Origin of the sequence: Streptococcus sp. K0074, from assembly GCF_048843365.1 — a bacterium.
Lineage (GTDB): Bacteria > Bacillota > Bacilli > Lactobacillales > Streptococcaceae > Streptococcus > Streptococcus mitis_BM.
Genome location: NZ_CP184836.1, coordinates 797,679 through 824,548 on the forward strand (window position 1 = coordinate 797,679; position 26,870 = coordinate 824,548).

Here is a 26,870-nt window from a genome sequence, read left to right on the forward strand (position 1 = left end):
TGGCACTTCTAGACTAGTTAAGAAGTTAGCAAATGAACACGCCTGGAACCTTGTGTGAAAAAGATAGTTCTTTCAAGGAGTAGACACTCTTTGATCAGAACTCCTATTTTCACGTTGTGTTCTTACAGGCTTTGTATCTTGGAAATTGAACATGGACTATCTGCCTCTTGAAAAAAGATGACTGCCTTGACTTTCATGGAAAGTCAGCCCCATTCCCTATTTTTCATGGGTAGCTAAGGTCCTTTGTATCTTAGACAGGAGTAGAGATGAGTATTCGAGTAATTATTGCTGGTTTTAAGGGAAAGATGGGCCAGGCTGCTTGTCAGATGGTCTTGGCTGATCCAGAATTGGACTTGGTAGCAGTTTTGGATCCGTTTGAGTCTGAGTCAGAATGGCAGGGAATTCCTGTTTTCAAGGATAAGGTTGATTTAGCAGGCTCTGAAGCGGATGTCTGGGTAGACTTTACTACACCAGCTGTTGCCTATGAAAATACACGCTTTGCTCTTGAAAATGGCTTTGCTCCAGTAGTTGGAACAACAGGTTTCACAAGTGAAGAAATTGTAGAGCTAAAAGAATTTTCTCGTGCCCAAGATTTGGGTGGCTTGATTGCTCCTAACTTTGCCTTGGGTGCTGTCTTGCTTATGCAATTTGCGACGCAGGCTGCCAAATATTTCCCAAATGTGGAGATTATTGAGCTCCATCATGACAAGAAAAAGGATGCTCCGAGTGGAACAGCCATTAAAACAGCTGAGTTGATGGCCGAAGTTCGAGAGTCTATCCAGCAGGGTGCGCCTGATGAGGAAGAGCTGATTGCTGGTGCTCGTGGTGCTGACTTTGATGGCATGCGTATCCACTCAGTTCGTTTGCCAGGCTTGGTAGCCCATCAGGAAGTCATCTTTGGCAATCAGGGAGAAGGATTGACCCTCCGTCATGACTCCTATGATCGCAGCTCCTTCATGACAGGGGTGAATTTGGGAATTAAAGAAGTTGTCAAGCGTCATGAGCTTGTCTATGGATTAGAACACTTATTATGAGATTAACGCAAATGCCTTCTGAATTTCAGAAGGCTTTACCAGTATTAGAAAAAATTAAAGAAGCAGGATTTGAAGCCTATTTTGTTGGGGGATCTGTTCGAGATGCCCTCCTCAATCGTCCCATCCACGATGTGGATATTGCGACCTCTTCTTATCCAGAAGAGACCAAGCAGATTTTTCTGCGAACAGCCGATATCGGAATCGAGCATGGAACTGTCTTGGTCTTAGATGGGGACGAGGAGTATGAGGTAACCACCTTTCGGACAGAGGATGTTTATGTGGACTATCGCAGACCTAGTGCGGTTTCCTTTGTTCGCTCGCTAGAAGAAGACCTCAAACGCCGTGATTTCACAGTCAACGCCTTTGCTTTGGACGAGGCAGGAGAAATTATTGACTTGTTCCATGGTTTAGAAGATTTGGAAAAGCAAGTCTTGAGGGCGGTTGGTGTAGCTAGTGAGCGTTTCAATGAAGATGCTTTGCGGATTATGCGCGGTTTCCGTTTTCAGGCCAGTCTTGGCTTTGAGCTTGAGTCAAAAACATTTCAAGCTATGAAGACCTTGACACCGCTTTTGGAGAAAATTTCTGTAGAGCGTACCTTCGTCGAGTTTGATAAACTCTTGCTGTCTCCATTTTGGAGAAGAGGCTTGGCTTCCATGATTGAGAGTCAAGCTTATGACTATCTTCCTGATATGGCATCTAGCCAGGACAAGCTTAACAGACTGTTTGATTTGGAGACTGATTTCACCTTTGAATCTTCAGAGCAAGCCTGGGCAGCTCTTTTGTGGGCTTTGGAGATTGAAAATGCGCAGCCATTTTTGAAGGCTTGGAAGACCTCACGCCAGTTTGCCAAGCAAGTTCAGGATTTGCTGACTATTTTGGCCTTGCGTGAAAAGGGAGAATTGAGCAAGCGCGATTGTTATCGCTTTGACTTGGATTTACTTTTACAGGCTGAAAATCTTCGTCAGGCTCAAGGAAAAGAAGTCAACCCACAAGCCATCACAGAAACCTATCAGAGTTTGACCATTCATGACAAGAAAGAAATCCAAATCAACGGTGGTATTTTGATTAAGGAATATGGCTATCAACCAGGCCCAGACTTGGGAGAGATTTTAACAGAGATTGAATATGCCATTGTCGATGGAGAATTGGAAAATGACCGTCAAGCCATCCATGCTTATCTAAGGGAGAAAAAATGAGTGATTTTATCGTTGAAAAACTAAGTAAATCCGTCGGTGATAAGACCGTTTTTAAGGATATTTCCTTTATCATCCATGATCTAGATAGAATTGGTCTGATTGGTGTCAATGGGACTGGCAAGACCACCCTTTTAGATGTCCTTTCTGGTGTTTCTGGCTTTGATGGGGATGTCAGTCCTTTTTCAGCTAAAAATGATTACCAGATTGGTTACTTGACTCAAGATCCTGATTTTGATGATAGCAAGACGGTCTTGGATACGGTCCTATCCAGCGACCTCAAGGAAATCCAGCTTATTCGTGAGTATGAGTTGATCATGCTCAACTACAGTGAGGATAAGCAGGCTCGTTTGGAACGGGTTATGGCAGAGATGGATTCTCTTCAAGCTTGGGAAATTGAGAGTCAGGTCAAGACGGTTCTCAGCAAGTTGGGTATTCAGGACTTATCTACTCCTGTTGGGGAATTGTCAGGTGGTATAAGAAGACGGGTCCAGTTGGCGCAAGTTCTTCTTGGTAACCACGACCTATTGCTTCTGGATGAGCCAACCAACCATCTGGATATTGCGACTATTGAGTGGCTGACCCTCTTTTTGAAAAATTCTAAGAAGACTGTTCTCTTCATCACCCACGATCGTTATTTCTTAGACGCTTTGTCAACACGGATTTTCGAGTTGGATCGCGCAGGCTTGGCCGAGTACCAGGGAAATTATCAGGACTATGTTCGCCTAAAGGCGGAACAGGATGAGCGTGACGCAGCTCTTCTCCACAAAAAAGAACAACTTTATAAGCAGGAATTGGTCTGGATGCGCAGACAACCGCAGGCGCGTGCGACCAAGCAGCAGGCTCGTATCAATCGTTTCCACGATTTGAAGAAAGAAGTTTCAGGCAGTAGTGCTGAGACAGACTTGACCATGAACTTTGAAACCAGTCGGATTGGTAAGAAAGTCATCGAGTTTCAAGATGTTTCCTTTGCCTATGAAAACAAGCCTATTTTGCAAGATTTTAATCTCTTGGTGCAGGCCAAAGATCGTATTGGAATTGTTGGGGATAATGGTGTTGGAAAATCAACCCTACTCAACCTGATTGCAGGCAGTCTTGAGCCGACAGCAGGTCAAGTTGTGATAGGGGAAACTGTTCGCATCGCCTATTTCTCTCAGCAAATTAAGGATTTGGATGAAAGCAAGCGTGTGATCAATTACCTGCAAGAAGTGGCAGAAGAAGTCAAGACCAGCGGTGGTTTTACAACTTCCATTGCAGAATTGCTAGAGCAGTTCCTTTTCCCACGCTCGACGCATGGAACCTTGATTGAGAAATTGTCTGGGGGAGAGAAAAAACGTCTTTATCTCCTCAAATTGCTCTTGGAAAAACCAAATGTTCTTCTCTTGGATGAGCCGACCAATGATTTGGACATTGCAACCTTGACAGTTTTGGAGAATTTCTTGCAAGGCTTTGCTGGTCCAGTTTTGACTGTTAGTCACGACCGCTATTTCTTGGATAAGGTGGCGACCAAGATTCTGGCTTTTGAGGATGGCAAGATTCGTCCTTTCTTTGGTCATTACACTGATTACCTTGATGAAAAAGTCTTTGAAACAGAGATGGCCAATCAAGTGCAAAAAGCCGAAAAGGAAAAAGTCGTCAAGGTTCGAGAAGACAAGAAACGCATGACCTACCAAGAAAAGCAGGAGTGGGCAAGCATTGAAGGCGATATTGAATCCTTGGAAAACCGTATCGCTGCTATTGAAGAGGAGATGCAGGCCAACGGCTCTGACTTTGGCAAACTGGCTACTCTTCAGAAAGAGCTAGATGAGAAAAACGAAGCACTCCTTGAAAAATACGAACGCTATGAGTATCTAAGTGACTTTGATAGCTAGAAGAATAGAAAAATCCCGTCTCATGGACAGGATTTCTCTATTCTTTTTTGGTCTCTTGATGAAAGATATTTTGCCAAGTTTCGTGGCGACGCCAGATACTGGTGTGGATGATACCATCTAACTCATAGCTGATGAGTTTGGTCTTTTGACTGATGGAAGTGATTTGAATATCCTTGATAGCAGAATTCAAGTCTTTTTCGGCTTTATAGGCCTCTTTATCCATCTGTTCTCCATTTTGGCGAATATAAACAAAATCGTCAGCTAAGAGTTCTTCCAGTTGATTTCCTTGGTCAATCAACTGTTCACGCATAAGCAATTTTTTATAGACATTGTCTAAAACTTCATCTTCAGGGATAGGTGCTGGCTCGATATGGACATCGGTATCAAAGACTCCAAAACGTTCCTCCAGCATAGACTCGACCTGATCCGCAATTTCATGGCTTTCAAAAACAGACAAGTCAGGATTCATTTCTAGTGTAATATCAAGGTAGATGTTGCTACCGTAGGTGCGACCTCTTTGCGACTTAACCTTGCTGATCTTGGGAATTTCCATGATAGCCTTTTGGTAGTCCTCGAGCAGACGGTCGTCAAAGCCATCCGAAAGGCTAAAGGAAGACTCGATGAAGATATCATAGGCAGTTTTCAAGATAAAGAAAGTGATGATGATAGCGACCAGTTTATCCACAATGGGATAATTGAAACTGCTGGCCAGGATGGCAATGCTAGTACCAAGTGAGGTAACAGCGTCAGAAAGATTGTCCTTAGCAGCTACCTTCAGTGCCTTGGAGTTGGATTTCTTACTGAGGCCAGTATTGTAGAGATAAACTAGAAACATAATCGCTGCAGAAATGATTCCTAGAGTTGCACCAAGAGGATCAATGACCGTTTCTTCACGACTGAGAATCTTCTGAATGGTATCCCTCAGCACATCAAAGCCAACATAGAACATGATGATGGAAGTGATTAAGCTAGCCAAATCTTCAATCTTCCAGTGGCCAAAACGGTGGTCTCGGTCAGCAGGCTGGCGCGCCATTCGAATCCCGATCAGAAGAGCAACATTTCCAATGATGTCCGATACGTTGTTAAAACCATCTGCCACCAAACTGGATGAATGGAGGAGGTGCCCAGTTGCTAATTTGGCTGCAGACAAGATCAAATAGGTTGAAATGCTGATAATGGCTCCACGCTCAGCTAACTTGAGATTTGAGATAGATTGCTTCATTCAACTTCCTTTCTAGTCACATAGCATTCTACCATTATACTGGTTTTCAAGAGAAAATTCAAATGAGTCAGTTTTTACTCTTTGAAAACTTTTCAAAATTTGGTATAATAGAACTACTCAAGGGAGTAGCTGGCAGAAACCTGTGATAGTGTCGTCATTCCGAATTTTATACTGAAAAGTATGCTTTCCGGCACTATCTTAAACAGCGAGACTTGTTATGATTAACAGGTCTCTTTTTGTTTGTCGTGAAAAGATATGACAGAAAGAGAGTCTGTTTTGCACACAATGTCAAGGAGGAGACACATGTCAAAAGAACAAAAACGCCAAGCGTTTTACACTCAGAGTCCTGAAGAGGTCTTGAAGGCTGTGGATGCGACCGAGCAAGGTTTGTCATCAAGTGAGGCGGAAAAGCGCCTTGCAGAATTTGGCCACAATGAACTCGAAGAAGGCGAGAAACGATCAATCCTGGTCAAATTTATCGAGCAATTTAAGGATTTGATGATTATCATCCTAGTTGCTGCAGCAATCTTGTCAGTCGTGACTTCTGGTGGGGAAGATATCGCAGATGCCATTATCATTTTAGCCGTGGTTATCATTAACGCTGCCTTTGGTGTTTACCAAGAAGGAAAAGCAGAAGAAGCCATTGAAGCCCTCAAATCCATGTCTAGTCCAGCTGCTCGCGTTCTTCGTGATGGTCATATGGCTGAGATTGATTCTAAAGAATTGGTACCAGGTGATATCGTCGCTCTCGAAGCTGGTGATGTTGTACCAGCAGACTTACGTTTGCTAGAAGCCAATTCTCTTAAGATCGAAGAAGCTGCTTTGACAGGTGAGTCTGTGCCAGTCGAAAAAGACTTGACAGTTGAACTTGCTGCAGATGCTGGTATTGGGGACCGTGTCAACATGGCCTTCCAAAACTCTAACGTGACCTATGGTCGTGGGATGGGTGTTGTTGTCAATACAGGTATGTACACTGAAGTTGGTCATATCGCTGGTATGCTTCAAGATGCGGATGAGACAGACACACCACTTAAACAAAACTTGAATAACCTTTCTAAGGTCTTGACCTATGCAATTTTGGTCATTGCCCTTGTTACTTTTGTAGTGGGTGTTTTCATTCAAGGCAAAAATCCACTCGGTGAGTTGATGACCTCTGTTGCCCTTGCTGTTGCAGCCATCCCAGAAGGACTTCCTGCTATCGTAACCATCGTTCTTGCCCTTGGTACTCAAGTTTTGGCTAAACGAAACTCTATCGTTCGTAAGTTGCCAGCAGTTGAGACGCTTGGTTCAACTGAAATCATCGCTTCTGATAAGACTGGTACGCTTACTATGAACAAGATGACAGTTGAAAAAGTATTCTACGATGCAGTCCTACATGATTCAGCTGATGACATTGAACTAGGTCTTGAAATGCCCCTACTTCGTTCAGTTGTCTTGGCCAATGATACGAAAATCGATGTGGAAGGTAACCTGATTGGTGACCCAACCGAAACAGCCTTTATCCAGTATGCTTTGGACAAAGGTTATGATGTTAAAGGATTTTTAGACAAATATCCTCGTGTGGCTGAGTTGCCATTTGATTCTGAACGTAAGCTCATGTCAACGGTTCACCCATTGCCAGATGGTCGTTTCCTTGTAGCAGTCAAGGGTGCGCCAGACCAACTCTTAAAACGTTGTGTTCTTCGTGATAAGGCTGGGGATATTGCTCCGATTGATGAGAAGGTTACAAACCTCATTCATACAAACAATTCTGAAATGGCTCACCAAGCCTTGCGTGTCCTTGCAGGTGCTTATAAGATTATCGATAGCATTCCAGAAAACCTCACTTCTGAAGAACTTGAAAATGATTTAATCTTCACTGGTTTGATTGGGATGATTGACCCTGAACGTCCTGAGGCAGCTGAGGCTGTTCGTGTGGCTAAGGAAGCTGGAATTCGTCCAATCATGATTACGGGTGACCATCAAGACACAGCAGAAGCTATTGCTAAACGTTTGGGAATCATTGATGCAAATGATACAGAAGGCCACGTTTTAACTGGTGCTGAGCTCAATGAACTGTCAGATGAAGACTTTGAAAAAGTAGTTGGTCAATACTCTGTTTATGCCCGTGTGTCTCCAGAGCACAAGGTTCGTATCGTCAAGGCTTGGCAAAAACAAGGCAAAGTCGTTGCCATGACAGGTGATGGTGTCAATGATGCGCCAGCTCTGAAAACAGCCGATATCGGTATCGGTATGGGAATCACTGGTACAGAGGTTTCTAAGGGGGCATCTGACATGATTCTTGCAGATGATAACTTTGCGACTATCATTGTTGCAGTTGAAGAAGGACGTAAGGTCTTCTCAAACATTCAAAAGACTATTCAGTATCTACTTTCTGCCAATACTGCTGAAGTATTAACTATCTTCCTATCAACCTTGTTTGGTTGGGATGTCTTGCAGCCAGTTCATCTTTTGTGGATCAACTTGGTAACGGATACCTTCCCAGCAATTGCACTAGGTGTTGAGCCAGCTGAGCCTGGTGTCATGAACCATAAACCACGTGGACGCAAGGCAAGCTTCTTCTCAGGTGGTGTTTTGAGTTCTATTATCTATCAAGGTGTACTCCAAGCAGCTATTGTTATGAGTGTTTATGGTCTTGCCCTTCTTTACCCAGTTCATGTGGGTGACAATCATGCCATTCACGCAGATGCCCTTACTATGGCCTTTGCAACACTTGGTTTGATTCAGCTCTTTCATGCCTACAATGTGAAATCTGTTTACCAGTCCATCTTGACAGTTGGACCATTCAAGTCTAAGACCTTTAACTGGTCTATCTTGGTATCCTTCATCCTTCTCATGGCAACAATCGTCGTAGAACCGCTTGAAGGAATCTTCCACGTAACCAGACTAGACTTGTTACAATGGGGAATCGTTATGGGCGGAAGCTTCTCAATGATTATCATCGTCGAAATCGTTAAGTTTGTTCAACGTAAACTTGGTTTTGATAAGAATGCGATTTAAAAAAGTCATCTTCGGATGGCTTTTTGCTACAGTTGAGAGAAAGGGCTTGCAGTTATCGGCTTTTGTGCTATAATTGCTATAATATAGTAAAAAGTAAGAGGAGTGTGAGGAAGTGGAAAAGAAAATTGTGAAGGATATCTTATTTTTATCTCAAGTGTCTCAGCCGGCAAGTCAGGAGGACCTTTATCTTGCCAGAGATTTGCAGGATACACTCTTAGCAAATCGTGAGACTTGTGTCGGTCTAGCTGCCAATATGATTGGGGTGCAAAAGCGCGTGATTATTTTTAATCTTGGCTTGGTTCCTATGGTCATGTTTAATCCTGTTCTCAAGTCTTTTTCAGGACCTTATGAGACAGAGGAAGGTTGTTTGTCCTTGGTAGGTGTGAGACCAACTAAGCGTTATGAAACCATAACCGTTGCTTATCGTGACAGCAAGTGGCAGGAACAGACCATTACTTTGACAGGTTTCCCGGCTCAGATTTGCCAGCATGAACTGGATCACTTGGAAGGACGAATCATTTAGGAGGAAAGCAAATGAAACGAATAGTCTTTGAACTTATTTTTATCGCAACGACCTGGTATATCTTTTTACCGCCTCTTAATCTGACCAGCTGGGAATTTCTCTTTTTCCTCTGTGGGCATTTGCTGCTTGTAGCAATCTTATTTGGCTTTGGCAAGGGAATCAATCTGGTCAAAACGGTTCATGTGCGCCACGGCAAGGCAGAAGCTGCCTTAAATCTAGAGGGTTTCAAAATCAATCGGTTAGGGAAAGTTCTTTTTGCTTCTATTGGAGGAATTCTTCTCTTGGCAGCTTTGGTTTCCTTGGCAACTTCCAGCATTTTTCAGGCTAAAAATTATGCTAATGTAGTCACGGTGACGGAAAAAGAGTTTTCTGAATTTCCTAAGAGTGACACCAGTAAGGTTCCGATTCTAGATAGAAGCACTGCTGAAAAAATTGGCGACCGCTACTTGGGTTCCCTGACGGATAAGGTATCGCAATACGTAGCGGCAGATACCTATACCCAATTGACGATTGATGGGAAACCTTATCGGGTTACGCCACTAGAATACGCTGACCCTATCAAATGGTTTAATAATCAGGCCAAGGGAATCGGCGAGTATATCAAGGTGGACATGGTAACAGGAAATGCGGAATTGGTGGACTTGAAGACACCAATCAAGTATTCGGACTCGGAGTATTTTAACCGCGACGTCAAACGTCACTTGCGCTTTAAGTACCCAACCAAGATCTTCAAGACTCCATCTTTCGAGGTAGACGATGAGGGTAATCCTTTCTATGTAGCAACGGTTTACCAAAAGCAATTTGGACTTGCGGTTCCTCGTCCTGTTTCAGTCATTATCCTGGATGCCACAAATGGAGAAACCAAGGAATACAGCTTGGCTGATGTTCCAGAATGGGTGGACAGGGTCTATCCAGCTGAGGAAACCATCGAGCAAATCAACTACAACGGCAAGTACAAGGACGGTTTCTGGAATGCTATGATTTCCAAGAAAAACGTGACCCAGACTACCAAGGGCTATAATTACTTGTCTATCGGCAATGATATCTATCTCTACACAGGTGTAACGTCAGCAAATGCAGATGAAAGTAATCTTGGTTTCATCCTTGAAAATATGCGGACAGGAGAAATCACGAAGTATAGCTTGGCTTCTGCGACAGAAGAATCAGCCCGAGAATCAGCCGAAGGTGCTGTTCAGGAGAAATCCTACAAGGCAACCTTCCCAATCCTCATCAACCTCAATGACAAGCCTCTCTACATCATGGGCTTGAAGGACAATGCTGGCTTGGTCAAAGAGTACGCTTTGGTAGATGCAGTCGAGTACCAAAACGTTATCGTAGCAACGACAGTGGAAGAACTGCTCAGCAAGTACGCCAATAAAAACGACCTTGAATTTGATAATGAAACCACAGAAAGCATCAAGGGTGTGGTAGCAGAGCTCAAATCAGCTGTTATCAAGGGAGACACCGTCTACTTCTTTAAAGTTGATGGGAAGATATATAAGGTTAAGGCCTCAGTATCAGATGACCTTCCTTACCTTGAAAATGGTAAAACCTTCGAAGGTCAAGTAGGGAGAGACAATTATCTCAAGACCTTTAAAGTACAGTAAAAAAGGTTTATTTAAGAAATATATGTTATAATAATGCAAATTAAGACTAATGGAGGACAAACAAATGGGTTTTTATGTGATGCTTGCTTCAATGCTACTTGGACTGCTTGCTTTGAAGATAGGTTTTTCTCGGTTCAAGGAGAAAAAAGATACATTCTTATCTATCTTAACAAGCCTAGCTGGTATCTCCCTTGTTCTCGTGGCTATCTGGTTAGGATGGCCAAAATAACCAAATAAACCTCGGTCAACCCGAGGTTTTTTAGATGAATTTCTTGGTTGTGGCTAAAAAATATGCTACACTATTAATATGAAAATTTTAATCCCAACAGCAAAAGAAATGAATACAGACTTGTCGAGTATCGAAGCTGCTCCTTTAAAACCAGAAAGTCAGGCCGTGCTTGATGCCTTGGCCCTCTATTCTGCTAGTCAATTGGAGAGCTTTTACAAGGTATCAGCTGATAAGGCGGCGGAAGAATTTCAAAATATCCAAGCTTTGAAAAGGCAAACTACTCGACACTATCCAGCCTTGAACCTTTTTGATGGGCTCATGTATCGCCATATCAAGCGAGATAAATTGACCGAGGCAGAACAAGCCTATCTTGAAAATCATGTACTCATCACTTCGGCTTTGTACGGTGTCATTCCAGCCTTGTCACCTATGGCTCCTCACCGTTTGGACTTTTTGATGAAATTAAAAGTCTCTGGTAAGACTTTGAAGAATCATTGGAAGGCAGCTTATGATGAAGCTCTGAAGAAGGAAGAAGTGATTTTCTCTCTATTGTCATCCGAGTTTGAGACCGTATTTTCTAAGGAAATCCGAGAAAAAATGGTGACCTTCAAATTCATGGAGGATAGAGGTGGGCAGCTGAAGATACATTCAACTATTTCTAAGAAAGCCCGTGGTGCCTTCCTGACAGCCCTGATAGAAAATCAAGTACAGACGGTAGAGGAAGCTCATCACTTAAGCTTTGCAGGATTTAACTACCTAGAAGACCTGTCCCAGCCGCAGGAATTGGTTTTTGTTAAGGAAGTATAGAAATCAGATATTTTGTATTGGACAATATGTATCATCAGCTATTTTATACTCTTCGAAAATCAAATTCAAACCACGTCAGCTTCGCCTTGTCGTACTCAAGTACAGCCTACGGCTAGCTTCCTAGTTTGCTCTTTGATTTTCATTGAGTATTAGTTTATAAATGAGAAAAAAGCGAACAAGCTAGTCTTCTGAGTGTCAGAAAAGTAGTCGTGTTCGCTTTTATTATGTTAGTTACTTTAGTTACTTGATAGCATTGACCAAGTCTTGAGCTTGTTTTTCAAGTGAATTTAGGACTGTTTCTTCGAGAACCAATTTTCCATCTGCCCAGGCAGAATCGTTAACACGTGCAGCGGTGAAATCACCAACGACTTGTGTACGGATAAATGGCAAGAGATCCTTGTAAATAGCGAAAAGTTGATCGTGACCTGCATTGGCTACAGATGATACTGTGACAAACTTTTCTTGAAGGGCAGAAGCACCACGTGTATCAGACAAGTCAAGGGCACGAGATAGCCAGTCAAGCAAGTTTTTCACTGTTCCAGGGATAGAGAAGTTGTAGACTGGAGAGAAGATCCAGATAGCATCCGCAGCGAGAACTGCTTCACGAGCAGTAGCTACAGCTGGATGTGTTGGAACTTCCAAATCTTGGCTGAAGAGAGGAAGGGCTGAATAATCAAGGTAGCTAATTTCCGCTTTACCAGCAAGTGCTTTCTCAGCTTCGAGAGCCATTTGGTGGTTGAAAGAACCTTGACGTAGTGATCCGACGATAAATAATACTTTTTTAGACATGATGTGTCTCCTTTTTCTTAAATTTCCGAGAAGTCTCTCGTTGTTATAAAATATATTACAACAAAACAAAAGGACTTGCAAGAAATTTGCTCAGACTTTATTTGAAAATTATAAAATTGCTGAAACTCTAGTCACTTGCGACTGGAATGCATTTGATTTTCTATGAGTATTCCTATATTCTCTTGTAATATGATGACATAAGTGCTAAAATAAACAAGAAAACTCGCAATAGAAACCGTAGAACGGCTATTTTCCGATATCATTTCATAAATCATTAAAGGAACAATAATGGCATTGAAGAATGCTTCTAAAAGGGGTGGAGATTATGTAAGGCAAAGATTAACAAGTGACGGACAAAAGAAATAATAATACACTTGTTAAAGGAGAAAAGATGTTAATAAGAAATTATCGGAAAAATATTGGCCTGATGGCCGGAGTTGAGTTTTTTGCATTTTTAGGGATTACCAGCTTTTGGATTCTCTTTCTCAGTCAAAACGGAATGTCTCTTTGGCAGATTGGACTTCTGGAAAGTATTTTTCATATGACCAGTCTTCTCTGTGAAATTCCATCTGGTATGTTAGCTGATCGCTATTCCTATAAGACCAACCTTTATTTAAGTCGAATAGCAGGAATTGTGTCTTCTATTCTTATGTTGGCTGGGCAGGGAAATTTTGGGATTTATGCCCTAGCTATGGCGGTGAGTGCCTTGTCTTATAATTTTGATTCAGGAACAAGCGCAGCAATGGTCTATGACTCGGCTGTAGAGGCTGGACTAAAGGAGCGTTACTTATCTATTTCAAGTTTTATGTCAGGAGTAGCAGAAGGAACTCGGTCTTTGGGGACAGTGTTGGCGGGATTTTTTGTCCATGGTCAATTGCACCTGACCTACTATATCATGATTGCCACTTCTATCATAGTTCTTTTCCTGATTTGGATGTTGAAAGAGCCCAGTGTCAAGCTAGAAAAAGCTGATAGTGTGACCATGAAACAGATTATTTGGACTGTTAAGGATGAGTTGAAGAGAAATCCCATGCTGTTCAACTGGATGATTTTGTCTCAGATTGTCGGAACACTCATGTGCATGTTTTATTTTTACTATCAAAATCAGTTACCAGATTTAAGTGGTTGGCAAATTTCAGCAGTTATGCTACTTGGAAGTCTCTTGAATATCCTTGCAGTCTATCTAGCGAGTAGGATTGGAAAGAACTATGCTGCTTTGAAGCTTTTCCCTGTTCTCGTCCTGCTGACTGGAGTTACCTATATGCTGTCCTACTTTGGGACACCTCTAATCTATATTTTGATTTATTTGATTAGTAATGCTCTATATGCTCTTTTTCAGCCGATTTTTGACAACGATTTGCAAGAGCGCCTTCCAAGTGAAGTAAGGGCAACCATGTTGAGTGTCTACTCTATGATGTTTAGCCTGAGTATGATTGTGTTCTTCCCACTGACAGGGTGGTTGATTGACAATTTAGGCTTTGTAGTAACATTTCTTTATCTAGGATTCTTTTTAGTCATGATTAGCCTTCTATTGCCTGTATTTTTAGGAAAAATGGCTAAAAGAATAGATGATAAAATAATTCCATAGATTAAAAGAACTTACGAAAACTTGAGTACTAAGCTCAGGTTTTTTAATAGGTTGATTTTGGAGCTGTATCTTTACTTTTCTTGCTCGGTTTTAAACAAGAAAAATCTGTTTTGTTTTAAGGAAGAAATAATATAGGTTTGTTCTTGCATTCACTTGTAATAAAGCCCAATAGATGGTAAAATAGACGAGTGAAAAAAAGACAAAACAAAGCAAAAAATAATCTACTGTGGCAGTATGGTCTAGGGATGACGATTTTGTTTGTGGTTATCAGTGCTTCCTTTCTGTATCTAGTGTTTCTGAGTATGAAACCCTATCAAACAGCTAAAAGTGAAGGAGAAAAATTAGCTCAGCAGTATGCAGGATTAGAGCAGGCTGATCAGGTTGATTTATACAATGGCTTGGAATCCTATTATAGCGTTCTTGGTCGTAATAAACAGCAAGAAGCGCTTGCTGTCCTGATTGGAAAAGATGACCATAAGATTTACGTTTATCAGCTAAATCAGGGTATTTCACAAGAAAAAGCAGAAGCTGTTTCTAAGGAAAAAGGAGCTGGCGAGATTGACAAAATTACCTTTGGTCGTTATCAAGACAAACCAATCTGGGAAGTCAAGTCAGGATCTGATTTTTATCTAGTAGATTTTGAAACAGGAGCATTGGTCAATAAGGAGGGCCTATGAAACTATCCAACCGTGTTTTAGAAATGGAAGAAAGTGTTACTTTAGCTAGTGATGCGAGAGCAAAAAAATTAAAAGCTCAAGGTAAGGATGTCCTTTTCTTGACCTTGGGACAACCAGATTTTCACACCCCTGAAAATATTCAGGATGCAGCAGTTAAAGCTATTCGGGAAGGACAGGCTTCCTTCTATACAGTAGCTTCAGGTCTACCAGAATTAAAAGCTGCGGTGAACACCTACTTCGAGCGCTACTATGGCTATTCTGTCGCAAGTAACGAGGTTACCTTTGCTACAGGTGCCAAGTTCTCCCTCTATACTTTCTTTATGGCTGTAATTAATCCTTTAGATGAGGTTATTATTCCAACTCCATACTGGGTTAGTTATGGAGATCAGGTCAAGATGGCAGAAGGGATTCCAGTTTTTGTTCAAGCTAAAGAAGACAATGATTTTAAAGTTACGGTGGATCAACTAGAACTAGTTAGGACAGATAAGACAAAGGTTTTGGTTCTCAATTCACCATCTAATCCGACTGGTATGATTTATACTCGTGAAGAATTACTAGCTATCGGAAATTGGGCAGTTGAGCATGACATTCTGATTTTAGCTGATGATATATACGGTCGCCTTGTTTATAATGGAAATGAATTTGTTCCAATCTCAAGTCTATCAGAAGCAATTCGTAAGCAAACCATTGTCATTAACGGTGTATCAAAAGCTTATGCCATGACAGGTTGGCGGGTAGGTTATGCAGTGGGTGATCCAGAAATCATTGCTGCTATGAGCAAATTGACAGGTCAAACAACTTCTAACCTAACTGCTGTTTCACAATATGCAACCATCGAAGCCCTAACTGGACCGCAAGATTCTGTGGAAGTTATGCGTCAAGCATTTGAAGAACGTCTCAATACCATCTATCCACTCTTGTGTGAAGTCCCTGGTTTTGAAGTTGTCAAACCACAAGGAGCCTTCTACCTCTTCCCAAATGTCAAAAAGGCAATGGAGATGAAAGGCTATACGGATGTGACAGAATTTACAATCGCTATCCTAGAAGAAGCTGAAGTGGCCTTGGTAACAGGAGCAGGCTTTGGAGCGCCAGAAAATGTGCGCCTTAGCTATGCGACAGACCTAGATACGCTTAAAGAAGCAGTTAAACGCTTGAAAGCATTTATGGAAAAATAAAAGAAAAAGAAAAGGAAAAACAATGACAAAACGTGTAACGATTATTGATGTAAAAGACTATGTTGGTCAGGAAGTGACGATTGGCGCTTGGGTTGCCAACAAATCAGGAAAAGGGAAAATCGCCTTCTTGCAACTGCGTGATGGAACAGCCTTCTTCCAAGGTGTGGCTTTTAAACCAAACTTTGTAGAAAAATTTGGTGAAGAAGTAGGAGCTGAAAAGTTTGATGTCATCAAACGCTTGAGCCAAGAAACTTCTGTTTATGTGACAGGGATTGTCAAAGAAGACGAACGTTCTAAGTTTGGTTATGAGCTTGATATCACAGATATCGAAGTGATTGGTGAATCTCAAGACTACCCAATTACACCAAAAGAACACGGAACAGACTTCTTGATGGACAACCGTCACTTGTGGCTACGCTCTCGTAAGCAAGTAGCGGTGATGCAAATCCGTAACGCTATCATCTATGCAACTTATGAGTTCTTTGACAAGAACGGCTTCATGAAATTTGATAGCCCAATTCTTTCAGGAAACGCAGCAGAAGACTCAACTGAACTCTTTGAAACGGACTACTTCGGAACTCCAGCCTACTTGAGTCAATCAGGGCAGCTATACCTAGAAGCAGGCGCTATGGCCCTTGGTCGTGTCTTTGACTTTGGTCCAGTATTCCGTGCTGAAAAATCAAAAACGCGCCGTCACTTGACTGAGTTCTGGATGATGGACGCAGAGTACTCATACTTGACTCACGATGAGTCACTTGACTTGCAAGAAGCTTATGTAAAAGCTCTTCTACAAGGTGTTCTTGACCGTGCGCCTCAAGCATTGGAAACCTTGGAACGTGATACAGAACTCTTGAAACGCTACATTGCAGAGCCCTTCAAACGTATCACTTACGATCAAGCCATTGACCTCTTGCAAGAACATGAAAATGATGAAGACGCTGACTACGAACATCTTGAGCATGGTGATGACTTTGGTTCACCACATGAAACGTGGATCTCAAACCACTTTGGTGTACCAACATTTGTCATGAACTATCCAGCAGCCATCAAGGCCTTCTACATGAAACCAGTTCCTGGGAATCCAGAGCGCGTGCTTTGTGCAGATTTGCTTGCTCCAGAAGGCTATGGAGAAATCATCGGAGGATCTATGCGTGAGGAAAACTATGATGCATTAGTTGCTAAGATGGATGAACTTGGCATGGATCGTACAGAGTATGAATTTTACCTTGACCTTCGTAAATACGGTACTGTACCACACGGTGGATTTGGTATCGGTATCGAGCGTATGGTCACCTTCGCGGCAGGAACAAAACACATCCGTGAAGCTATTCCATTCCCACGTATGTTGCACCGTATCAAACCGTAAGAATAGAAAAACGCCTATGTGGCGTTTTTTTCTATAGAAAGCTCTAGAAACGAAAGGAAATATTATCAGGTTTTCAGAATCGGCTCTTGATAATATGCGCTTTTCGTGAAAATATAGTGTATTGAATCTAGAACAGTACACTGTGTCTGCTAAAATATTTCTAGAAATTAATTTGCCTTTCTTAATCAGTTTGTTCATATCTTATTTTAATCCACTATATTTACTTCCTTTTCTTATAAAATTGAATTTGTGCTAGAAACATACTATTAGTTGTTTAGAATAGAATTTCGTATCTTAGTACATTGATCTTATTGTTTAAAAACAGATGTATGTACTAGTTTCTTCAAGGAAGTATTAGATTGAAACCATAAATATATACAAGCATGAAACTTGAATTAATAATAGTGGAATGATACAATATTAAGTGATATTGATAATTATTGGGCAACCATTTTTTAAGATGATAACCTCTTGATATTACTAAAAAATTTAAGGGGGGGGGGGCTTTCTATTTGTCTGGATACTTCAATTCAATATTAAAAAACATGCATAAAGGAGGTTCTAAGTCTAATGAAGGGTAAACAACAAGATTTTAGAACGGAAAAGTATATACGTTACGGTATTCGTAAGTATAGTTTCGGCGCGGCATCGGTAGCGATTGCGGCTGGTTTAATGTTTTTGGGAAATGGAGCAGTTTCAGCTATTGAACAAAATCCAGTTTCAGACTCTAAAGAAAATATTCAAAAAGTAGAAAATTCTTCTCCAGAATTAGGAGAAAGTAATATCCAGTTGGTTGATATGACAACTGAAACACCCAAGAAAGAAGAAGTTAAAGTAAATAAGTCACTTCTTGAAGCAAGTATTGCTACTTTAGAATCTAAACTTTCAACTGCTAAGTATGCGAATGCCTCAGTTGTAGCCAATGTTCGTGAAGCTTTAGCTACTGCGAAAGCTGTTTTGGCAAATGAAGCTGCCAAGCAAGAAGAGGTAAATGTTCAAAAAGAGATTCTTTCTGCATTGGGAACAGTTGTAACTGAATCAAATAAACTTGGATTAGAGAAAGAACAGGCTGATAAAGATAAGATAGCAAAAGAAGAAGCAGAAAGAAACGCTACACCAACAGAAAAAGCTCTTTCAGAAGCTAAATCGGCACTCGATAAAGTTTCATCAGAAGCAGATGTAAGCAATACACTTGCGGTTACAGAACTTCGTAAGAAGGAAGTAGCCCCAGAGAATCGAGCAGCAATTGAAGCGGCGGTAGCCAAGAACCAAGCTGTACTTAACGAATCAAAAATTCTTTTAGCTGACAAGAGTGTCACAAAGGAACAAGTAGATGCCCAATTAGCCCGCTTAAATGAATCAATTCTTGCGGTTTATAGTGAACTGAAAAAAGCAGGAATTGGTCGTGATGGGAAGTTTGCTGTAGTGTTGGCAGCACAAGATTTTTATGCTGAAAGATCTACAAGTACTACTCATGCTTCAGAAATAAATGCAACAATCCATACAGGATCAGATACATATACAATTCCACACCAAGAAATTACACTAACCAAAGGGGCTGGAACTGATACTTCAGACCTAGAAGTAGTTGTGTATTCTAACCAACGTGATGGTGATGAAACAAATGCAGGAAATGGGATGCATACTGAACAAGGTGGGACAAGAGGGCATAACAATACAGGTCGTGTTGACTATCCTTTAACACCAGAGGCTGCTAAGAAATTAGCTGAAGAAGCTCCACTTTGGAGAAATAAACTTCGTGCTGATGGTTCAAAGATCTCAAATGCAGCAACTGCAATTTATTCAGCTAACGGTGGGTATGAATACCTAGCAACTGAAATTTATGGTTATGCATATGAGCAAGGGGTTGATCGTGTATATATTAAAGGATTAAAAGAACGTATTGCTGTTACAGAGGCTGCTAAGCAAGCTGGATGGAGTCTTACTTCTGTAACACCGACAAACCTTGTTCCTGGTTTAGCATATGATGAGGCTACAGATACTATTCAAGGGGTGGTCTCTGCCAATATTGAAAACGGGGTATATGATTTACGTTTTGATGTAACTGCAAGCCATACTGACGGTCGTTCAGTAACTTTTCGACTTCAGAATTTACGTGCTGGTTGGGTAGGATGGCAAGACACCACACCTCCTACAATAGAATCTGATTCTGCTCGTTATGAACGTACTGTAGGTGATGATGCGAATATCAATATCCGATTTTATGATGATGCTGGATCAAGTGCGATTCCTAAGGGTACTGCTGGAAACTATAATTATACAACAGCTGAAGGCAAGGTAATTACAGTTCGTAAACAGAATTCACCAGCTGTGACTGGTGTGTCAGGCTATAATACTACAGGAGCGACTTTAGATGATTCTAAAGTGTTGATTCCCGGTACTAACTACAGTCTTTCTGATAGTACAAAAGATGAGCAAGCTAATGGTAGAACCAATAAGGGTAATGCTATTATTGGAGGTAAGGTTACGGAGGCAGGTATCTATACTGTCTCAGTATATGCTAAAGACTATGATAAGTTATCTAGCAATACAACTTGGAACCAATCAGGTCAAGAAGCGCATGCTTCCCTCACAGTTGTGGTGAAACCCAAAGTTGAGGTTCAAAACGTTGAAACTTACTCAACAACAGTTCCTGTTAAAATCTCTAAAGGTGCAACAAGTGCAAAAGTAACGATGCCAGATGGAACTGTAACAAATCTAAAAGCGGTTAAGGGTAAGTGGCTTGTAGATAGTGGTTCAACCAATACAGCAGTTACTGAAGATCAAGAACTAGGTGCCGTAGATTCTAATACTGTCTTTAATATTCCCGTCACATCAGAAGCAACCGCAAAAGTTGGTGTGGATAACATTAAAGTAGAATCATCATCTGAAAATGTTAAGGGAACTTTCCTACGTGAACAAGTTGAATTAACTGGAACTGACGGTCAAAAACACATCGCAAAATTAAATAGTACATCTGGTCATTGGGAACTTCCAGCTGATTATGCTGAAGTAAAGACACCAAATGGTAATGGAACTACAACGTGGACAAAACGCGAAGTGTATACTGAAGCGCAACAAGATGGAGCAATGAAATTCTACATCTATGAGTATACTCGTCAGCTAGATATCAATGGTAAAGTAACAAGTGTTGATACACCAACTCGCCCACTCACTGTATATGCTTCGCAGAATACTAGTCAAGCAGGTGATGGAATGTCAGTAACAATCACTTATGATAAACATTCCAATACTTGGTCTTCATCAGATGGTACAGAAGTGACTGCTACCAAATTGGGTGACAATTCTTGGGAAGTGCTTACTAAATCAGGATTTGGTGGTATCATTAGAGGAACAATTGCAACAAACTCAGATGTTGCAACTGTAGTTAATACAAAACCAACAGCAAGTTCACAGGATTATACGTCTACAAAAGGAACTACGGTTGACCTTCGTAATGAAGCAAAAGCTGCAGTGACAATCTCTGATACAGAAGATACTAAGTACGGTAAAACAACTTACATTACTCGTATTACAGTAACATCTCCTTCAGGAGTTCAGAAGGTTTATGACACTAAACAAGATGCAAACAACTACAATCTTGCTAGTGGTTATACACTGAATGAAGTGGGAGTCTATACAGTAACAGTTGATGTTATTGATAGTAATGGCAATTACACAACAGATGCTACAATAGGTGGAACTGAATCTGGTGTGGATCATGGGGCTGGCTCATCAACAGCTACAACTACTTACCACATTACAGTAACAGACACAATTGAAGGTCACGATGCTACATCATCTGATATCCAAGGAGCTACTCAAACGGGAACACCAACCTTTACTTCTGTAGGTGACGGTTCAACTATTTCACCAAGTGCAACATCACCAGCTAAGTTGGTTGCAACTGACGGTAGTCTAGTTGAGACTTTAACAGTTGTAAATGAGGGAACTTATACAATTGACCCAACAACAGGTGTTGTAACCTTTAAACCACTTGCAACATTCACAGGGACAGCTACTCCAGTAACTGTCAAACTAACTGCAATTCTAGGTACAGATACTAACAATGCTAATATTACTGCAACTGCGACAGCTACATATACACCAACAGTAGTTCCAGTAAAACCAACCGCAGTAGCGTCTCAAACAACTGGACCTCAAGGGAAAGCCCAAACTTCTGCTATTAAGTTTGACGTAGCAGACACAGATGATACAACTGTAAACTTTGCTAAAGGAACAGTTGCTATTGATGCAAATACAACAAAATCTGTTGATCTTAATACAGCATCAGTAACTCTTCTTAATGCAGACGGTGTTGCTGTAACATCTGTAACAGTTGCAAATGAGGGAACTTATACACTGGATAAAGCGACAAATGTTATTACATTCCAACCAGTCGCAACATTCACAGGAACTGTTACAAAACCAGTTAGTGTACGTATTGCAGATGCGAATGGTACTACTGTAACAACTACTTACACTCCAACTGTCACAGATGTAACTATGACAGCTGAAAATGCAACATCTACAGACGTTCAAGGCAAAACACAAACTGGAACACCAGAATTTGAAACATCAGATTCATCAGTAACAATTGCGAAACGTCAGTTGCTTGATCCCACAACTCTACAACCAACTACTAGTGTTACAATCGCAAATGAAGGAACATACACAATTGATCCAACAACAGGTGTTGTAACCTTCGTACCAGTCCCAACATTTACTGGAGAAGGAACAGGAGTGACTGTTCAAGCAACAGACTCAAATGGTGAGATAGCAACAGCTGCCTACAAACCAACTGTAACACCAATTACGATTACTGGTGAAAGTGTAACATCTAAGAATATCCAAGGTGAACAGCAGTCAGAAACACCACTATTCTCATCATCATATAAGAGTGCTCCAGTGTCAAATTACAAACTTGTAGATCCAACTACTGGAAATCCAACGACTGAAACTTCAGTGACTGTTGAAAATGTTGGTACATACACAATTGATTCAACAACAGGCAAAGTAACATTCCAACCAGTTGCAACTTATACAGGAACGCCAGCACCAGTAACAGTTCAAGCATCAGCAACTATTACTAATGAAAAAGATGAATCAACAGTCATCACAGGTACAGCTACTTATACTCCAACAGTAGTTCCTGTAGCCCCAACAGCTAAAGAATCAGCGACAGCTGGTAAGCAAGGTCAAGCGCAAACATCACAAATTGTTTTTGACATTCCTGATACAGATGCTACGACTTTGAACTTCGCCAAAGGAGAAACATCTGAAGTATTAGGTGAAGATGGTCAACCAAAATCAGTAGCTCTTGATAAGAGTACTTTGACACTTCTTGATGCGAATGGAAATGCTGTAACTACAGTTACGGTTGATGGTGAAGGAACTTACACTCTTGATAAAACAACTAATGTTATTACATTCCAACCCACTGAGGAGTTTACAGGTAAAGCTACACCAGTACGTGTACAAATTGCAGATATCAATGGTACTACTGTAACAACTAATTACACTCCAACTGTTGTTGCTGAAGATGGAACGGTCATTGTTGAGTATAAGGATGAAGAAGGTAATATTATCTCTCCTTCAACAACTCCAGCAAATAACGAAAAAGTGACGACTCCATTTACAACTGAGCCAAAAGAAATTCCTGGTTACACTCTTGTTAAAGTGGAAACAACAAATGGTACGGTTGATGAAGGTACTAAGAAGGTTTCAGGTAAAGTTACAAATGAGCAAACTACTGTGACATATACTTATAGAAAGAATGTTCAAACAGCAACTATTTCTTACTATGATGTGACAACTGGTGCAGAAGTTGCTATAGATTCAGCTAAAGTTCCAGCAGCAGCTGTTGAGACAGTAGAGGGTGTTTATAACGGAGCTATCGACTTTACTAATCGTGAAAAAGCAATTGCAGCTCTTGAAAAAGCTGGCTATACGTTAGTAGAAGATGGTTTCATTGTAGCAACGACAGCTGATAAGCTTTTTGATAACGACACAGCGGTGAATCAAAACTTCACGGTAACAGTTAAACAACGTGTAGAACCCGTGACTCCAAATGATGAGAAACCTGTTCCAGGACAACCAGTGGATCCAGAAAATCCAAACTCACCTGTATGGCCAAGTACTGCAGAAAGTCTTGAGTTAACTAAGACAGTTACTCGTACAATCAAGTACCGCTACAACGATGAGAATGGTAAAGAAGTAACAGCTGATAAAGTTCAAACAGTAACCTTCACACGTAGCGCAAGCATTAACTTGGTAACAGGAAATGTGGAATACACTGACTGGTCAGCAGCACAAACGCTTGAGGCAGTAGTTTCTCCAGAAGTAGCTAATTATACTCATGATAAGAAAACTGTTACAAGTCTTGAGGTAACAAATGAGTCAACTGATAGTACAGTGTACGTTATCTATACACCAGTAGCACCAACTACAACACCTGCTACATCAACTGATATCCAAGGTAAGACACAGACAGGTACTCCAACATATAAACATGCTGATGGAACTGAGTTGAAACCAACAACAGATAATCCAGCTAAGTTCGTTGGAACTGAGGAAACAACTATCCCAGCTACTAAGGATGGTAAGACAGTTGGTACATATACAATCGATCCAACTGGTACAGTAACCTTCACGCCAAATAAAGACTTCGTTGGCACACCAGACCCAGCTAAAGTAGTTGTAACAGATCCTACAAATGGTACAACTGTTGAGTCAAGTTACACTCCAACTGTAACCCCAGTTACACCAACAGGTGTGGATACAAGTTCTACAGGTCCTAAGAACACTCCTCAATCTGGTACACCAACATTTGTACCTGGTCATAAAGATGTACCAATGGACAATACTGTTCCTGCTACATTTGAAGATGGTACAACAAGTAAAACAGTTCCAAACGAAGGAACGTATACTGTTGATGCAACAGGTAAGGTAACCTTCACACCAAATAAAGATTTCGTTGGGACTGCAACAGGAGTAACTATTGTACGTAAGGATACTAATGGCACTGTAGCGAAAGCTAAGTATATACCAACTGTTTATGAAGTGAAGTCTGATACACAAGTTGCAACTGTAACTTACAAAGATACTAATGGAACAATTCTTGGTGAAGTGGATATCCTTCAAGGTGATTCTGGTTCTGAAATGAACTACTCTACTGCAGAACGTATCAACGCACTGAAAAAACTTGGCTACGAACTTGTGTCTGACGAGTTTACAAAAGCTGATGGCAGCAAGCAATCATTTGATAATGATACAAAAGCTATTCAAAAATTTGTTGTTACTGTTCAACCACGCCTTGTTCCAGTTATTCCAAGTGATGTGACACCAGTTCCAGGTCAACCAATTGACCCAGAGGATCCAAACTCACCAGTATGGCCTGAAAGCGTTAAGGAATTGACAACTTCAGAAGAAGTAACTCGTACAATTACTTATGTTGATGGAGATGGTAAAGAGGTTACTACTTCTGTGACTTCATCAGTTAAATTTACTCGTGATGCTAAGGTGAACTTGGTGACAGGTGAAGTTACTTACGGCGAATGGAAAGAAGCTACAACTGATGTTCTTTCTGGTAACAAACTTCCACTTGTTAAAGGTTATATTGCATTAAGTGGAGATATTGAGGCATCTACCAAGGATCAAACTGTTAAGGCTGAAGACAAAGATATCATTCAAAAAGTTGTCTATAAGAAACTTGGAGCCTGGATTCCAAACGTGCCAGGACAAACAAATCCTCCACGTATTGATTATCCAAATGATCCAAACGGTGATCCAACTAAACCGGGTGTACCAACAGAAGATATTGTAATTCCTTATGTTCCAGGTTACATTCCAAGAGATAAAGATGGAAATCCGTTGAAACCAGTTGATCCAGAAGATCCAACTAAAGGTTATGTGCCACCAACATTACCAACTGATCCTAGTCAAGATACACCAATCAACTATACGAAGATTACAACGTCTTATGTGACAGTTGATCCAAATGGTAAAGAAGTATCTATTCCAAATTATCCAAGAGAAGATGGCGAACAACCTAAGAAAGATATCCCAGGTTACCGCTTCGTAGAAACGAAGAAACTGCCAAATGGAGATACAGAACACGTCTACGAAAAAGTAAGTACATTCTTCAAAGATAAAGAAGGCAATGAGATTCCGAACTATCCAAGTGAGCCAGGCACAGTAGATAAGAAAGACATTCCAGAGTACAGATTCGTAGAAACGAAGAAACTGCCAAATGGAGATGTAGAGCATGTTTACGAAAAAGTGAATACATTCTTCAAAGATAAAGAAGGTAATGAGATTCCGAAATATCCAAGTGAGCCGGGCACAGTAGATAAGAAAGATATTCCAGAGTACAGATTCGTAGAAACTAAGAAGCTGCCAAACGGAGATACAGAACACATCTACGAAAAAGTAAATACATTCTTCAAAGATAAAGAAGGAAACGAGATTCCGAAATATCCAAGTGAACCAGGAACAGTAGATAAGAAAGATATCCCAGAATACAGATTCGTAGAAACGAAGAAGCTGCCAAACGGAGATGTAGAGCATGTCTATGAAAAAGTAACAACATTCTTTAAAGACAAAGATGGAAATGAAATCAAAGAAAAAGAAAGTGGTTCAGTAGATAAGAAAGACATTCCAGAGTACAGATTCGTGGAAACGAAGAAACTGCCAAATGGAGATGTAGAGCATGTCTATGAAAAAGTAACAACATTCTTTAAAGACAAAGATGGAAATGAAATCAAAGAAAAAGAAAGTGGTTCAGTAGATAAGAAAGACATCCCAGAATACAGATTCGTAGAAACGAAGAAACTACCAAATGGAGATGTAGAGCATGTTTACGAAAAAGTGAATACATTCTTCAAAGATAAAGAAGGTAATGAGATTCCGAAATATCCAAGTGAGCCGGGCACAGTAGATAAGAAAGATATTCCAGAGTACAGATTCGTAGAAACGAAGAAACTACCAAATGGAGATATAGAACATGTCTATGAAAAAGTGAATACATTCTTCAAAGATAAAGAAGGTAATGAGATTCCGAAATATCCAAGTGAGCCGGGCACAGTAGATAAGAAAGACATTCCAGAGTACAGATTCGTAGAAACGAAGAAACTGCCAAATGGAGATGTAGAGCATGTCTATGAAAAAGTAACAACATTCTTTAAAGACAAAGATGGAAATGAAATCAAAGAAAAAGAAAGTGGTTCAGTAGATAAGAAAGACATCCCAGAGTACAGATTCGTAGAAACGAAGAAACTACCAAATGGAGATGTAGAACATGTCTATGAAAAAGTAACACCACCAGCTCCAACACCTTTACCTGTTCCTCAACCAAATCCAGGTAAGCAAAATACAACTACTTGGACTGATGAGAATGGAAATCCATTGAAACCAACTGAGCCAGGTTCTAAAGAACCGGGAACAATTCCAGGTTACGAATATGTGAAGACTGTGACAGGTTCAAAAGGAAATATCAGACATATCTTCCGCAAAGTTGAGATGCCAACTCCAACACCGGTTGAACCAGTACAACCAGTTTCTCCACAAGAGCCAGAGACCCCAGAGCAACCAGTGACTCCGGAAATGCCAACAGTACCTGAGCAACCAAAACAACCAACAACACCTAAATATGTTGATGGTCAAAAAGAATTGCCATATACTGGTACAGAAGCTAACGCTAGTCTTGCAGCACTTGGACTTCTTGGAGCCCTTAGTGGATTTGGACTTCTTTCTCGCAAGAAAAAAGAAGACTAAAAACTCATAGTTTTT

15 protein-coding genes are annotated in these 26,870 nt (G+C 40.8%); 13 read left to right on the forward strand and 2 right to left on the reverse strand.

Features of this window, described 5'->3' with window-relative positions:
• Nucleotides 1-266: 266 nt before the first annotated feature.
• From dapB to ACN076_RS03930, 3 genes are read left to right on the forward strand one after another with little or no spacing between them, the layout of a single operon-like run.
• Nucleotides 267-1,034: a 4-hydroxy-tetrahydrodipicolinate reductase gene (gene dapB, locus ACN076_RS03920; protein WP_420790163.1), complete on the forward strand. Its 768-nt coding sequence runs from the start codon at nt 267-269 to the stop codon at nt 1,032-1,034.
• Nucleotides 1,031-2,230 (forward strand): CCA tRNA nucleotidyltransferase, encoded by a 1,200-nt coding sequence (locus tag ACN076_RS03925; protein WP_420790165.1) that lies wholly within the window; start codon nt 1,031-1,033, stop codon nt 2,228-2,230. Before dapB ends, ACN076_RS03925 begins: the two co-directional genes overlap by 4 nt.
• The gene (locus tag ACN076_RS03930; RefSeq protein WP_420790166.1) at nt 2,227-4,098 is read left to right on the forward strand and encodes an ABC-F family ATP-binding cassette domain-containing protein; all 1,872 of its coding nucleotides are present in this window, start codon (nt 2,227-2,229) and stop codon (nt 4,096-4,098) included. Before ACN076_RS03925 ends, ACN076_RS03930 begins: the two co-directional genes overlap by 4 nt.
• Before the next feature lie 37 nt (nt 4,099-4,135).
• On the opposite strand, the gene mntE is transcribed toward ACN076_RS03930, so the two are convergent.
• Nucleotides 4,136-5,320 carry a CDF family manganese efflux transporter MntE gene (gene mntE, locus ACN076_RS03935; protein ID WP_153192171.1) on the reverse strand — a complete coding sequence of 395 codons (1,185 nt, stop codon included), beginning with the start codon at nt 5,318-5,320 and terminating at the stop codon, nt 4,136-4,138.
• A 303-nt stretch (nt 5,321-5,623) separates the two neighbouring features.
• On the opposite strand from mntE, the gene ACN076_RS03940 reads away from it, so the two are divergent.
• The 5 genes from ACN076_RS03940 (at nt 5,624) to yaaA (ending at nt 11,486) form a co-directional block, all read left to right on the forward strand.
• A complete protein-coding gene (locus ACN076_RS03940) occupies nt 5,624-8,320 on the forward strand; it encodes a cation-translocating P-type ATPase (RefSeq protein WP_153192169.1) in 2,697 nt (898 codons plus the stop codon).
• 112 nt (nt 8,321-8,432) lie between these two features.
• On the forward strand, nt 8,433-8,843 hold the full coding sequence (locus ACN076_RS03945) for a peptide deformylase (RefSeq protein WP_261068283.1): 411 nt from the start codon (nt 8,433-8,435) through the stop codon (nt 8,841-8,843).
• An 11-nt stretch (nt 8,844-8,854) separates the two neighbouring features.
• On the forward strand, nt 8,855-10,450 hold the full coding sequence (locus ACN076_RS03950; RefSeq protein WP_153192167.1) for a hypothetical protein: 1,596 nt from the start codon (nt 8,855-8,857) through the stop codon (nt 10,448-10,450).
• A 64-nt stretch (nt 10,451-10,514) separates the two neighbouring features.
• Complete coding sequence (locus ACN076_RS03955; RefSeq protein ID WP_194250453.1) at nt 10,515-10,679, forward strand: DUF3953 domain-containing protein; 165 nt, start codon at nt 10,515-10,517, stop codon at nt 10,677-10,679.
• A 78-nt stretch (nt 10,680-10,757) separates the two neighbouring features.
• A complete protein-coding gene (gene yaaA / locus ACN076_RS03960; protein WP_420790168.1) occupies nt 10,758-11,486 on the forward strand; it encodes a peroxide stress protein YaaA in 729 nt (242 codons plus the stop codon).
• A 240-nt stretch (nt 11,487-11,726) separates the two neighbouring features.
• Here yaaA and ACN076_RS03965 read toward each other — a convergent pair whose 3' ends face one another.
• A complete protein-coding gene (locus ACN076_RS03965; protein ID WP_153192162.1) occupies nt 11,727-12,275 on the reverse strand; it encodes an NADPH-dependent FMN reductase in 549 nt (182 codons plus the stop codon).
• A 391-nt stretch (nt 12,276-12,666) separates the two neighbouring features.
• Here ACN076_RS03965 and ACN076_RS03970 point away from each other — a divergent pair, with 391 nt between their 5' ends.
• The 5 genes from ACN076_RS03970 (at nt 12,667) to ACN076_RS03990 (ending at nt 26,855) form a co-directional block, all read left to right on the forward strand.
• Nucleotides 12,667-13,863, forward strand: a complete 1,197-nt coding sequence (locus tag ACN076_RS03970; protein WP_153192160.1) for an MFS transporter — start codon at nt 12,667-12,669, stop codon at nt 13,861-13,863.
• A 188-nt stretch (nt 13,864-14,051) separates the two neighbouring features.
• Complete coding sequence (locus ACN076_RS03975) at nt 14,052-14,540, forward strand: DUF5590 domain-containing protein (protein WP_261059304.1); 489 nt, start codon at nt 14,052-14,054, stop codon at nt 14,538-14,540.
• The gene (locus ACN076_RS03980) at nt 14,537-15,715 is read left to right on the forward strand and encodes a pyridoxal phosphate-dependent aminotransferase (RefSeq protein WP_153192158.1); all 1,179 of its coding nucleotides are present in this window, start codon (nt 14,537-14,539) and stop codon (nt 15,713-15,715) included. The genes ACN076_RS03975 and ACN076_RS03980 overlap by 4 nt, the downstream gene beginning before the upstream one ends.
• Nucleotides 15,716-15,737: 22 nt before the next feature.
• A complete protein-coding gene (asnS, locus tag ACN076_RS03985; protein ID WP_261068279.1) occupies nt 15,738-17,081 on the forward strand; it encodes an asparagine--tRNA ligase in 1,344 nt (447 codons plus the stop codon).
• 570 nt (nt 17,082-17,651) lie between these two features.
• On the forward strand, nt 17,652-26,855 hold the full coding sequence (locus ACN076_RS03990; protein WP_420790170.1) for a mucin-binding protein: 9,204 nt from the start codon (nt 17,652-17,654) through the stop codon (nt 26,853-26,855).
• Nucleotides 26,856-26,870 lie beyond the last annotated feature (15 nt).

What these genes read in the sequence shown, in the direction of transcription:
- dapB (WP_420790163.1), top strand. Translation starts at nt 267, where the DNA reads ATGAGTATTCGAGTAATTATTGCTGGTTTTAAGGGAAAGATGGGCCAG.
- ACN076_RS03925 (WP_420790165.1), top strand. Translation starts at nt 1,031, where the DNA reads ATGAGATTAACGCAAATGCCTTCTGAATTTCAGAAGGCTTTACCAGTA.
- ACN076_RS03930 (WP_420790166.1), top strand. Translation starts at nt 2,227, where the DNA reads ATGAGTGATTTTATCGTTGAAAAACTAAGTAAATCCGTCGGTGATAAG.
- mntE (WP_153192171.1), bottom strand. Translation starts at nt 5,320, where the DNA reads ATGAAGCAATCTATCTCAAATCTCAAGTTAGCTGAGCGTGGAGCCATT.
- ACN076_RS03940 (WP_153192169.1), top strand. Translation starts at nt 5,624, where the DNA reads ATGTCAAAAGAACAAAAACGCCAAGCGTTTTACACTCAGAGTCCTGAA.
- ACN076_RS03950 (WP_153192167.1), top strand. Translation starts at nt 8,855, where the DNA reads ATGAAACGAATAGTCTTTGAACTTATTTTTATCGCAACGACCTGGTAT.
- ACN076_RS03955 (WP_194250453.1), top strand. Translation starts at nt 10,515, where the DNA reads ATGGGTTTTTATGTGATGCTTGCTTCAATGCTACTTGGACTGCTTGCT.
- yaaA (WP_420790168.1), top strand. Translation starts at nt 10,758, where the DNA reads ATGAAAATTTTAATCCCAACAGCAAAAGAAATGAATACAGACTTGTCG.
- ACN076_RS03965 (WP_153192162.1), bottom strand. Translation starts at nt 12,275, where the DNA reads ATGTCTAAAAAAGTATTATTTATCGTCGGATCACTACGTCAAGGTTCT.
- ACN076_RS03970 (WP_153192160.1), top strand. Translation starts at nt 12,667, where the DNA reads ATGTTAATAAGAAATTATCGGAAAAATATTGGCCTGATGGCCGGAGTT.
- ACN076_RS03980 (WP_153192158.1), top strand. Translation starts at nt 14,537, where the DNA reads ATGAAACTATCCAACCGTGTTTTAGAAATGGAAGAAAGTGTTACTTTA.
- asnS (WP_261068279.1), top strand. Translation starts at nt 15,738, where the DNA reads ATGACAAAACGTGTAACGATTATTGATGTAAAAGACTATGTTGGTCAG.
- ACN076_RS03990 (WP_420790170.1), top strand. Translation starts at nt 17,652, where the DNA reads ATGAAGGGTAAACAACAAGATTTTAGAACGGAAAAGTATATACGTTAC.